Here is an 11,550-nt window from a genome sequence, read left to right as displayed (position 1 = left end):
ATGAATTTGTTTCACAAGAAATTTTCCACTCGCTTCGGCATCATTATGGATCTGTAAATTGTCTATAGCCTAAGCAGTACTTGGATTCATCTAGCTTGGGCTTGCTGACGCAAGACTCGCAGGCTCTGTTTACGCTTTCTTGGAAGAGCTTGGTATGCCTGCTAAACGTGATCCAGAGGCGAAATATCCGCTGTTTCCAGGGCTTGCTGATTTCTATACGCAAACTCATCCCGGCACAGGCAGCAATCCTCAAGAAATAGCCCGCAATCGCTTTGCAAGATTTATGATAATACCACCGCCATACAAACCAATGTAGACCTCGCTTGCCTCTTAGCCCAGGATCCACTTTCAAGCCTAAACAGATCCTGGGCATTCCATTTCTATGCACAAAATGTCTGCGGGCATATAATTGCCAAAAAGTAAACAGCGGCACACCACAAGCCACTTCAAAAATCATATGCCGGTTAATAGACTGCAGATTAATCGCACATTTATCAAAACGTAGGCAGGTTTTGAAAAAGTCTAAAAGCACTCTACTACTAGACTAATTTGGTATTGTATTAATAGGTCTAGGGTCGTTGGAGTAGGAATTGAGGAGTCTTTTGTCCGCAGCGTCTATGTTCTGATTGTCTTGCGGCATTATATGCACCCGCAGGAGTATGACTAGCTCAGTAACCTCGCTGTCTCGGCTGCGGCCTCGGGTAATATCGCCAATAATCGGTATATTGGACGTGCCAGGAATCCCAAAGTCCTTGCGATTGGTATTCTCTTGCATCAGGCCGCCCATTACTATCCCTTGGCCAGATTTGACCTTCAGAATCGAATCCATCTCTCTGACCTCCACAACCGGAATTTCCGAGCATATACTGTTGCTCAGCGCACTGTTCACAGCAGTATTAGCCTTATCGCCATTTATATTACTTGCAATTATAGATACCGCCGGATCTCGCTTAACGTTCGTGACCCTAGATATTGTAGGCCTGATCGTAAGAATCACATCGCCAGTCTCAAGGTTAACAGCCGGTTGTACTGTCACAATAATGCCAATTGGTACAGTCTGTATTTTGCTGCTGACATTCACGCGCTCTTGACTGTTTGCCTGATTGGCTTGATAGCGTTCAAATTCTATTTTAAAAAAACACTTCGTTCTTCGCAACTTTCAGCACCGCAGTTTGATTGTTCATAACGGTTATTCTGGGATTAGATAAGGTCCTGACACTGCCAAAGCCCTCTATGAACTTTATGATGCTAGAGATATTCCTGCTCGCCTGGCCAAAGGTGTACAAGTTGGCGTCGCCAGTCTTCACATTGACGGAGGAGTCTTGCACACTCGCACCGGTCGGCATGCCGAAGATCAAACTAGATCTTCCGCTCTGCCAGTCTATGCCGCTTTTGAACCTGTCGTTAAGCGTTACCTCCAGGACCTTGGCCTCTATCAACACTTGCGAAGTAGCCGTCGCCTTCAGGGCGTTGATATAAGCGCCGATGATCTTGTGCTGCTTGGCAGTTGCCCTGACTGAAATCAACCCACCTTGCTTATGAAGTGAGATTTGATCCTTTTGACCAATGATAGAGTTAAGCGTCAACTCAAGCTCTTGCCAGAAATCTACCGAGCTTTCCCCTTGTATTGCACTGTTGGAGCCGTTTAAAGAAGCAACTTGATCGGATGATTTGGCGAATATGTCTGTTGTGGTTGAGACTGCATTGCTGCCACGTCTGGACATGGATAAAAACTGTAAGTTATAGATTCTGAGGTAGGCAGTATCCGGCTCTATCCGAACAGTTCTGCCTTTGATGGTATATCTCAGGTCTCCTATATCGCAGATGTCCTCGATAACCTCTATAAACTCTTTATCCTGAGCGGTGAAGTCAACTGGTGAGTTTATCTGAGATGAGATGATAAGGCTGATTCCAAGTTGCTTGGCGATTTCAAGCAGCGTGCTGCCCAAAGGGGCTCCTTCTGTGAGGCACAGTGATACTTTCTTGTGAAACCTTGCGTCTATTGGTGCATCAACAGGCAGAATGCTTTTGACAGGGATGTATGGAGATGGCTGATCATATTTGTCAGGTGGGCTAAGCAAATCGGATATTCCTTTGCGAGTTATAGCTTTTTTATCAAACTCGGTAGTGTTGAGATACTTACTGCAGCCACTGAGCCCAGCCATTATAAAGGCGCAGCAGCCTATTAACACACAACGCATGAATTTTAAAAATATTTAGTTAAATATATATTAAATTCTACTAACCAAGGCAAGTTAAAAATCGGCTTTAAGTCTGCCACACTCAATTGCGCTAATTATCATGTTAAAACCAAATACTTGGTGGGTGATGACGGATTCGAACCGCCGACCCTCTCGGTGTAAACGAGATGCTCTACCACTGAGCTAATCACCCATGCGAAGCAGATTGATGCTCAAAGACGGTTAAACTAAACTTTAAGTTTTTGCAAGGGGTTTTGACCCTAAAGCGCCAAGTTTGCATACACCTAAGATCGCCAGCAAACAGACGCTTATCAACATGACCGCTACATATGAAATATTTCCGGTTGCCGATAGTATATAGGTTGCAATAAACGGTGTGTTACCGCCAAATATAGCCTGGCTCAGCCCTACTACTAGCGATACGGCCGTAACCCGTATTTGACGAGGGAATACTTCGGACATAAACGCCGATCTAGGTCCATAGAAAGCTGCAAGCGAGACTCCAAACAACGCCTGAAATATTAAGTAAAGATAACTAAAGCCACCCTTCGACAGCTCTATCATCGGATAGCTCATAAGCATCACCCCAATGATACCGGCCAGCATAATCGGCTTACAGCCAACCTTATCGCTGATATGACCGAACAAAGAAACAAACAGAACCATAATTGTATTAGTAATCGCGCTGAAGATGAACGCCATGTTGATGCCGTCCAAACCGTCATAAGCAAACATATGATTAGGCAGGAATACAAGAACGATATAGAACGACACGCCGGAAAACGCGGTAGAGAAAAAGGCCGCCAGTAATTGCGACCAATAAGATCTAAACGCCATAACTAATGGGATTTTGTCTGCACGTTTGTTTGGCCGTGCTGTAAAGGATTCTTGAATATTCTTTTTTACATAAAAGGCGTATATTGCTATCAGAACTCCGGTTAAAAACGGAATCCGCCACCCCCAAGCCTCTAAGGCTTCTCTGCCAATGACAGAGGTTAGGATAATAACGGTTAGCTGCCCGCCTAACAAAGTTCCACATATACACCCAAATTCAGAAAAGCTGCCGCTTAGGCCTTTACGGCCCTTGGCTGCTTGCTCTACAGTGTAAACCATGCTTCCGGTATATTCCCCTCCGATCGCCAGTCCTTGACACAGCCTCATTAACACCAGCATTATGGGCGATAGCACGCCTATTTCAGAATAAGTCGGTAAGATTCCGATGGCTGCTGTGGATACGGCCATAAGCAAAATTGAGGAAAATAAAACCTTTTTACGCCCATATACATCACCTATATGGCCAAAAATTACGCCGCCAATGGGGCGCCCTATAAACCCGACGGCAAAAACCGCATAAGTGCAAAATTGAGCGAAATATTCTTCAGTGCTATTTGGAAAAAAGTTTTTAGCAATAATCGTTGAAAATGCCCCAAAAATAGCATAATCAAACCACTCAAGGATATTGCCCAGCGAGCTTATAAATATGCTTTTCCAGCCTGTTTTGGTTGTCATTTACAGTCCTTAATATTTTTAGATGAAAGTGGCAGGATACAGTAAACTTCCTCGCGGTAAAAGCGTTTTAGGTGATCAGGCGCTCACGCATCAATGCTAAGTATTTTATGCACTTTCCAATCGCCTGTTTATCTTTAGGGTTTATTAGTGTATTTACTGTTGAATGGCTTTGAAGCGGGCGTGGTGGAATTGGCAGACACGCTAGACTTAGGATCTAGTGACTTAGGTCCTGGGGGTTCAAGTCCCTCCGTCCGCACCAGCGGTGGCGTATAGTGTGAACAAAGAGCTTGATCTATGAAGATTGTTGAAAAAAGTAAAGACGGCCTTAACCGGGTCTACAACGTCACATTTCCCGCGGAATTTATTAGCCAAAAAGTTGACGAACGCCTAAGGAAGATAGGCGAAAAAGCTAGAATTGCAGGCTTTAGGGTAGGCAAAGCCCCTCTGGACGTAATCAAACGCAACTACTACAGCGACGCGTTGGCTGAGCAGATTAACGCCAGCGCCTACCAGGCGATAGAAGAAATCGTGAATAAGTTTAAAATAGATTTTAGGCTTAAGCCTAAAGTCACCCCAAACTACGATGAAAAGGCTGGCGACCTGGCGGTGGAGGTTGAGATCGAAACTCAACCAACCATAAATGTGTCGGATTTGTCTAAGATGAAGGTTACTACTTATAAGATCAAAATAGGCGAAGAGGATGCCAAAAGGTCTCTTGATGACCTTAAAAAGCGTTACCCAAATTGGGTCGATACCTCAGCCGAAGAAACCGCCCAAAATGGCCATTTGGTTGAATTCTCATGCATAATACGCTCGCACAGAAAAAGCGATAAGCCTCAAAAATACAGCGACGCCAAAGCGGTTATCGGTCAAAGCATATATGAGCGTGAGTTTGACGAGCATCTTATTGGCAAAAAGAAAGGAGATAAGATTCAGTTTACGGTGACTCTGCCCAGGGGGCATAAGCTTGCTGGAACTAAGATTGACTACAACGTAAATGTTAAGGGAATAAAGGTTCGCTCGCAATTCGATGATATTACAAGCCTTGCCAAAGCCGCCGGTAAAGCCGAAGATGAGCTGAAGTCAACTATACTTAAAGAAATGGAAGGCTATTACGCTGATCAAGCTTGGCTTGAGACCAAACGCCAAGTACTTGATTGGTTAGCGTCCAAGTGTGATTTTCCAGTTTCTAAACCAATCGTTGAAAATGAGTTTAACAACCTGTGGGCGCAGGTACAAAAATCGTCTCAAACGCCTGTATCCGAAAATAAAGCCCTTCAACAGGAATACATGGATATAGCCGAAAAGCGCGTAAAAGTCGGCTTTGTGCTGGAGGAAATTGGCAAGCTAAACAAGATTTCCGAGCAGCCTCATGAAATAAAAGCCGCGATCGAGAAAATGGCCAGGTCGTACGGAACAGATAAAAAATCCATGTATGATTATTGCATATCGAACGATCAAATGCTTCGCGCCGTAAAATTTCATGTTTTTCAAGACAAAGTGATACAATACATGTTGTCGCAGGCTAATACCGCTGAGAAAGAGGTTACCCCCGCGGAGGTTATAAAGTTTTCCGAAGATTACGATACTACGGCAAAGAAGGTTAGAAAGGGTTAATGATATGGACAAAACAAGCGCACATTACTTGGTTCCGGTAGTTTTAGAACAAACAGGTCGAGGCGAGCGGTCCTTTGACATATACTCGCGGTTGCTGAAGGAAAGAATCGTCTTTTTATCAGGCTCAATTGAGGACGAGATTGCGTCGCTGATTTGTGCCCAGCTTTTGTTTTTGGAGGCAGAAAACCCTGAGAAAGATGTGTTTTTGTACATTAACTCTCCTGGAGGGGTAGTAACGTCCGGGATGTCTATTTATGACACTATGCAATACATAAAGCCGGATGTTGTAACGATATGTATGGGACAAGCGGCCTCTATGGGGGCGTTGTTGTTGACAGCTGGGACTAAAGGCAAGCGGCATTGTCTGCCCAATTCTCGTATTATGATTCACCAACCTTCAGGCGGTTTTCGCGGTCAAGCTGCTGACGTTGAGATTCATGCCAAGGAAATTTTGGCGACCAAGGCTCGTATTAATGAAGTATACGCCAAACATACTGGCCAAGCGCTTAAAGTGGTCGAGCGTGCCATGGACCGCGACAATTTCCTTTCCCCCGAAGAGGCCGTTACTTTCGGCCTTATCGACAGTGTGTTTACCAGCCGCAAATTGGCAGTAAAACTTTAAAAGCCTTCGTTGTAGTAAAATTACAGACCTACACGAACACATTAGGTTTTAGCTAAGTACAATCAGATTTAGCTAGATTAATCCGACAAATGCTTTGGTGGAGGGGGTAGGATTCGAACCCACGTAGACTTACGCCGGCAGATTTACAGTCTGCTGCCTTTAACCACTCGGCCACCCCTCCAGGGCAAAGCAAGAGATAAGTCATCAATGATATTTTGTCAACGGGCGCGGCGCTCGGTTTAGATTTAGGCTTGTTTTCAGCCCCTCTGTACTTTGTCGTTGATGGCGTTTAACCTGCCTGTACTTACATGACATCGGTCAATATGAGCACTGCTGAAAAAAATACAGTCAATAATAAGCGGATCGCTGCAATCGCGTGGATACGATATAGTCGATGTTGTCGTGTCTGGCAGTAAAATAAACCCTACTGTAGAAGTATTAATCGAGCGCCTGGATGAGGTGACCATAACTGTGTCTGATTGTACAAAGGCAAGTCGGGTCGTTTCTGCTTTACTGGACGTCGAAAATGTAATAAACAGTTCATACAGGTTAAACGTAAGTTCACCTGGCATAGAGCGGCCTTTGACCAAACTTGAGCACTTTGCCAGGTTTATCGGCAGATGTGCAGTGATTGAGGTGCTGTCGCCCATATCTGACCGCAAGAAATTTACCGGAACGATTGTTGCTGTTAAAGAGGGTGAAAGTATGCCAAATATATTGCTGTGCTTAAAAACAGAGCAAAAGACAATAGAGTTGCCGTTCAGTAATATAAAAAAGGCAAGATTAAAGACAGATGAGTTTTGAGGTTTTTATATGAACAAGGCCCAGATTTCCGGACCTGATTTGCTGCAGATGGCTGACAGCGTTGCAAGAGAAAAAGATCTTGCTAAAGATTTGATTCTTGAGGCGATGGAGGAGGCTATACAAAAAGCCGGACGAGCCAAGTACGGGGATGAGTACGATGTTCGCGCTTATATTGACCGAAACGGCGGCGATATCACTATGCATCGTGTGCGTACAGTGGTGGAGGAAGTTGAGGATACCTACAAACAAATTGGCCTTGCTGATGCAAAGCTTATAGACGCGCAACTTTCCATAGGGCAGGAGATCCATGATGAACTGCCCTTGATTGATTTTAATAGAGTTGCTGCTCAGGTTGCTAAGCAGGTGATCAGTCAGAAGGTTCGCGACGCTGAGCGCCAGAAACAATATGAAGAATTTAAGGATCGAGTAGGCGAAGTTGTCAGCGGCGTTGTTAAAAAAGCTGATTTTAATTCAGTCGTTGTTGAGATTGGGCATGGCGAAGGCGTTCTGCGCCGAGATGGTCTTTTGCCACGGGAAGCCTTCCGCGTAGGCGACAGGATTCGCGCATATCTTGAGGAAGTTCGTCGTTGTGACACCGGGGCGCAGATATTGTTATCAAGAACGCATCCCAGTTTTATGGCTAAGCTTTTTAGGCAAGAAGTGCCAGAAATCTATGATGGAGTAATCGAAATCAAAGCCGTAGCCCGCGATCCAGGCAGTCGGGGCAAAATCGCAGTTTACTCACGTGATTCATCTATTGACCCCATAGGGTCTTGCGTAGGAATGCGCGGAGTTCGAGTTCAGGCGGTAGTGCAAGAACTTCAAGGTGAAAAAGTCGACATAGTGCCTTGGTCCGAAGATCCTGCCACTTTCGTCGTCAATGCGCTGGCGCCTGCTGAGGTTGTTAAGGTTGTTATTGATCCTGACCAAAGGACATTTGGCGTAGTCATACCTGACGATCAGCTTAGCATTGCGATAGGTCGCCGTGGCCAGAACGTAAGGCTAGCCAGTCAGCTAACTGGATGGAGAATAGACATTTCCACAGAATCCGAAGACTCTGAGCGTAAGAATCGTGAATATCACGAAAAATCCCAAATGTTTATGGATGCGCTTGATTGTGACGACGTTATTGCTCATTTGCTAGTGGCAGAGGGTTTTAACTCTCTGGAAGAACTGGCCGAAGTGGATCCGTCGGAAATCGCCGAAATCGAAGGATTTGACAAAACTGTGGCTAAGGAGTTGCAGGATCGCGCCATCCAGTTTGTCGCAAAACGTAATGTTGAGCTTAAGCAAGAGTTTCTTGATTTGGGCGGCGAAGCAGCCATATTGGATATAGACGGCATGCAGATGCAGCTTGCCGTCAAGCTGGTTAAGTCCGATGTTAAGACACTTGATGATTTGGCCGGGTTGGCCAGCGATGAGCTTATAGAGTTGGCAGAAGGCTTGCAGTTGTCAAAAGAGGTTGCTGACACCATTATACTAAAGGCCAGAGAACCGTGGTTCGCTGAAGCTAAATGATTAGGGCACATGAGCACAGAAGTAAAAAAAACGCTTGTTCTAAATCTAAGCGGTAAAGTAAAAACCGCCGGTGTTGAGCATATCCAACAAAGCTTTAATCGCGGGCGTGTAAAAACAGTTGCCGTAGAAGTAAAAAAACGCCGAGGGCTTGTCAGGAAGGCTGATGATGAAACGCCTCAGGCTAACAACTTTCAGTTTGGGGCTGGTGCTGTTAAGGCACACGAAGAAGCGACCAAAGATCATCTAACTGCACGTGAGCTTGAATCAAGGCTTCAGGCCCTTAAAGAAGCAGAAGAACGCAAGGAAGAGGGACGGGTTTCCGCTGCACCAGAAAGCTCAACCCAAACAGATGCATTACATGCCGCTAATATTGACGAAAATCAAGAGGATAAGCAGGATCGCGATGTTTCTTCTGTTTCGCCGGATTTTACTAAGCGTTTAGGTGCGAGGAATGCTGACAATGAAGAGAGCGGCGGGGCAGATTTTAAGAACGCATGGAAAAAAACAATCAAGAAGTCGCCAAAGGAAGAAGATAGCTTTGGTGGGCGTAGACAAAAAAAACTGTCCATCTATGACGCGCTGGCCGAAGAACAAGATCGCATAAGGTCTTTGGCCGCAGTACGTCGGGCTAGGAACAAAGCCAAGCGGCTTATTTCTGTTGGCTTGGGTGGGGATGAATCAAAGAAAGTCGCCCGAGAGATCATTATCCCAGAGCTGATCGAGGTTCAAGAACTTGCCAACAGAATGGCTATACGAGTCGGCGAGCTTATAAAGACTTTGCTGAAACTTGGCGTTGTGGCAACCGTGAATCAGGTGTTGGATGGCGATACGGCCGAGCTTTTGGTGTCTGAGCTTGGCCATAAAGCTAAACGAGTTAGTGAATCAGACATAGAAGAAGGCCTTCATGGCGAACAGGATGAGGCCGATCAAATGCTGCCTCGCGCGCCTGTTGTGACGGTTATGGGACACGTTGATCACGGTAAAACTTCGCTGCTTGATGCGTTTCGCAAAACCGATATTGTCGCTAAGGAGGCTGGTGGTATCACTCAGCACATAGGCGCTTATCAGGTACAAATGCCAGACGCACGCAAGATTACCTTTATAGACACTCCTGGTCATGAGGCGTTTACTGAGATGCGTGTACGCGGGGCCAATATAACCGACGTAGTGGTTTTGGTTGTAGCGGCAGATGACAGCGTCAAGGAGCAAAGCATAGAGGCCATCAATCACGCTCGCGCCGCTGGGGTACCCATTGTTGTGGCGATCAACAAGGTCGATAAACCCAATGCGGACCCAAACAAAGTGAAGCAAGACTTGCTGCGTCACGAGGTAGTGGCAGAGTCGCTTGGCGGCGATGTTGTTACAGTCGAAGTTTCGGCCAAGACCGGCAAAGGGTTAAGCGACCTGTCAGAGGCGATTTTGCTTCAGGCAGAGATGCTTGACCTTAAAGCTAATCCCAACAGAAGTGGCGAAGGCGTTGTTATCGAGTCTCGCCAGGAAAGGGGACTAGGTCCAGTTGCCACTGTTTTGGTTGAAAAAGGGACATTAAAGCGCGGAGATATATTTGTTTCCGGAAGTTTTGCCGGACGCATTCGCGCCATGACCGATTATCTCGGCAACAAGGTAGAGGTGGCTTTGCCCTCTATGCCGGTCGAAGTAGTTGGCTTTGACGGGGTTCCAAGCCCGGGGTCTGATTTCGTTGTGCTAAATGACGAAGCCAAGGCGCGTGAGATTGCCGCGTATCGTGACAAGAAAAGCCGAGCCGCTGTACATGCGGTTACGGCCGCTAGCGCCAGCAACGTGTCTGCTGAGCAGATGTTTGATGATTTAGTAACAAAGAATGGAGTCAAAGAGCTTCCTTTGGTGATAAAGGCCGATGTTCAAGGCTCGATTGAGGCGATTGTTTTTAGCCTGCAAAAGCTGTCGAATGATGAGGTTGCAATCAGGGTCTTGCACTCTGGCGTGGGCGAAATAACCGAAAGCGACGTATCGCTGGCCAAAGCTTCAGACGCTGTAGTTATCGGGTTTAATGTACGAGCAAACGCCCAGGCAAGAGATTTTGCTCAACAAAGCTCTATAAGCCTAAAATACTATTCAATAATATATGACTTGGTTGATGAAATAACCGCCAAGTTATCCGGACTTTTGGCGCCAGAACTTAGAGAGAAAAACCTCGGCACAGCCGAAGTGCGCCAAGTGTTTGGTATCAAGAAAGTCGGCAAAATTGCTGGTTGTATGGTTGTGTCTGGTCTTATCAAGCGTGGAGCAAAGGTTCGGGTACTGCGCGATAATATTGTGATCCATAAAGGAGAGCTGTCCTCGCTTATGAGAGTTAAAGATGAAGTCAAGGAAGTCAGAGAAGGATTCGAATGCGGTGTTGGGATCGAAAGTTACCAGGACATTCGTGAAGGCGATAACATAGAGTGCTTCATCATTGAGGAAATCGAAAGAAAACTGCAATAGTTTTCGTGGCAGTTGGGAATGCTGTTTTGATACTAAAACATTAATACTGCCTTTCTGTGAGTCTTACATCTGTCTACGGAAGCTTGCTGCAATCCGTATGCATTAAAAAGGAAATATGCTACAATATCCTTGTTGAGGAGAGCATGTGATGAAAGCTGAAAAGTCAGACCTGAAGGTTTTGCCGACGAATGACATTATCTTTAAGATGATCTTTGCCAATCCCAGAGACACAAGGCCGCTTATTCATTTTCTAAATTGTGCAATTAAGCCTGAATCTCCTATCAAGTCTGTAGTCATAACTAGTAACGAGCCCTCTAAAGACTACAGGAGTGAAAAAGGGGTACGTATGGATATAGTAGCCACTACAGATGCCGGTGAGCAAATAGACGTAGAAATGCAGCGCAAGAACAATCTGGATATTAAAGGCAGAGCATTGTTTTACTGGTCTAAGCTATTTGGTGGTCAGCTTGAGATGGGTGCGGATTACCATAATCTGAATAGAACTGTGTCTATCACAATAATGAATTTCACGCTGTTTCATGCAGATAAGCGTTACTGGCGCAAAGCATATCTGAAAGATGACGTTAGTAACGAGGTTATTACGAACCTGTTAGAGATGCAGTTCATTGAGCTAAATAAGATGAAGAAGATGGACCAGAACAGCCCATTAACGTTCTGGATAGAGTTTTTGAAAGATCGTGCGACCTGCAAAATCAGTGGAGGAGTGAGAGCGAGCACAGATTTTCACTTAACACGAGAGTGTTATTTGTAAGCTGCGGTGGAATAGCCGGAGGTAGGCCGGTCGGGCAAAGGCGA

The 11,550-nt window shown here is 45.6% G+C and carries 10 protein-coding genes and 3 tRNA genes; 8 read left to right on the top strand and 5 right to left on the bottom strand.

Annotated elements, in window-relative coordinates:
* Window positions 1-154 precede the first annotated feature (154 nt).
* A complete protein-coding gene (locus tag LBL30_02980; protein ID MDR1032058.1) occupies window positions 155-316 on the top strand; it encodes a hypothetical protein in 162 nt (53 codons plus the stop codon).
* A gap of 228 nt (window positions 317-544) precedes the next feature.
* Here LBL30_02980 and LBL30_02975 read toward each other — a convergent pair whose 3' ends face one another.
* The 4 genes from LBL30_02975 to LBL30_02960 all read right to left on the bottom strand — a co-directional run bounded on the left by LBL30_02975 (window position 545) and on the right by LBL30_02960 (window position 3,710).
* Entirely contained in the window at window positions 545-1,156 is a 612-nt protein-coding gene (locus tag LBL30_02975; protein MDR1032057.1) for a type II and III secretion system protein, read from the bottom strand.
* Entirely contained in the window at window positions 1,131-2,165 is a 1,035-nt protein-coding gene (locus LBL30_02970; GenBank protein ID MDR1032056.1) for a hypothetical protein, read from the bottom strand. Before LBL30_02970 ends, LBL30_02975 begins: the two co-directional genes overlap by 26 nt.
* Window positions 2,166-2,319: 154 nt before the next feature.
* Window positions 2,320-2,394: transfer RNA gene (locus tag LBL30_02965), tRNA-Val, on the bottom strand.
* Window positions 2,395-2,435: 41 nt separating this feature from the next.
* Window positions 2,436-3,710, bottom strand: coding sequence for an MFS transporter (locus LBL30_02960; protein ID MDR1032055.1), 1,275 nt, complete (start codon window positions 3,708-3,710; stop codon window positions 2,436-2,438).
* Window positions 3,711-3,884: 174 nt separating this feature from the next.
* Between LBL30_02960 and LBL30_02955 the strand changes: the two genes are divergently transcribed.
* From LBL30_02955 to clpP, 3 genes are all read left to right on the top strand, one after another.
* Window positions 3,885-3,969 (top strand) — tRNA-Leu (locus LBL30_02955).
* Window positions 3,970-4,004: 35 nt separating this feature from the next.
* Window positions 4,005-5,327, top strand: a complete 1,323-nt coding sequence (gene tig / locus LBL30_02950) for a trigger factor (GenBank protein MDR1032054.1) — start codon at window positions 4,005-4,007, stop codon at window positions 5,325-5,327.
* 4 nt (window positions 5,328-5,331) lie between these two features.
* Window positions 5,332-5,949 (top strand): ATP-dependent Clp endopeptidase proteolytic subunit ClpP, encoded by a 618-nt coding sequence (clpP, locus tag LBL30_02945; protein MDR1032053.1) that lies wholly within the window; start codon window positions 5,332-5,334, stop codon window positions 5,947-5,949.
* Window positions 5,950-6,044: 95 nt separating this feature from the next.
* Here clpP and LBL30_02940 read toward each other — a convergent pair.
* A tRNA-Tyr gene (locus LBL30_02940) sits at window positions 6,045-6,130 on the bottom strand.
* Window positions 6,131-6,303: 173 nt separating this feature from the next.
* On the opposite strand from LBL30_02940, the gene LBL30_02935 reads away from it, so the two are divergent.
* The 4 genes from LBL30_02935 (at window position 6,304) to LBL30_02920 (ending at window position 11,506) form a co-directional block, all read left to right on the top strand.
* A complete protein-coding gene (locus tag LBL30_02935; protein MDR1032052.1) occupies window positions 6,304-6,753 on the top strand; it encodes a ribosome maturation factor RimP in 450 nt (149 codons plus the stop codon).
* Between the two features lie 9 nt (window positions 6,754-6,762).
* Entirely contained in the window at window positions 6,763-8,271 is a 1,509-nt protein-coding gene (gene nusA, locus LBL30_02930; GenBank protein ID MDR1032051.1) for a transcription termination factor NusA, read from the top strand.
* A gap of 9 nt (window positions 8,272-8,280) precedes the next feature.
* Window positions 8,281-10,734 (top strand): translation initiation factor IF-2, encoded by a 2,454-nt coding sequence (gene infB / locus LBL30_02925; protein MDR1032050.1) that lies wholly within the window; start codon window positions 8,281-8,283, stop codon window positions 10,732-10,734.
* A gap of 148 nt (window positions 10,735-10,882) precedes the next feature.
* A complete protein-coding gene (locus tag LBL30_02920) occupies window positions 10,883-11,506 on the top strand; it encodes an Rpn family recombination-promoting nuclease/putative transposase (GenBank protein ID MDR1032049.1) in 624 nt (207 codons plus the stop codon).
* Window positions 11,507-11,550: the final 44 nt, after the last annotated feature.

Source organism: Holosporales bacterium (genome assembly GCA_031263535.1).
In the GTDB taxonomy this organism is placed as follows: domain Bacteria; phylum Pseudomonadota; class Alphaproteobacteria; order UBA3830; family JAIRWN01; genus JAIRWN01.
The sequence above is the reverse complement of the archived record's forward strand: the minus strand, read 5'-3'. Positions and strand labels throughout refer to the sequence as shown.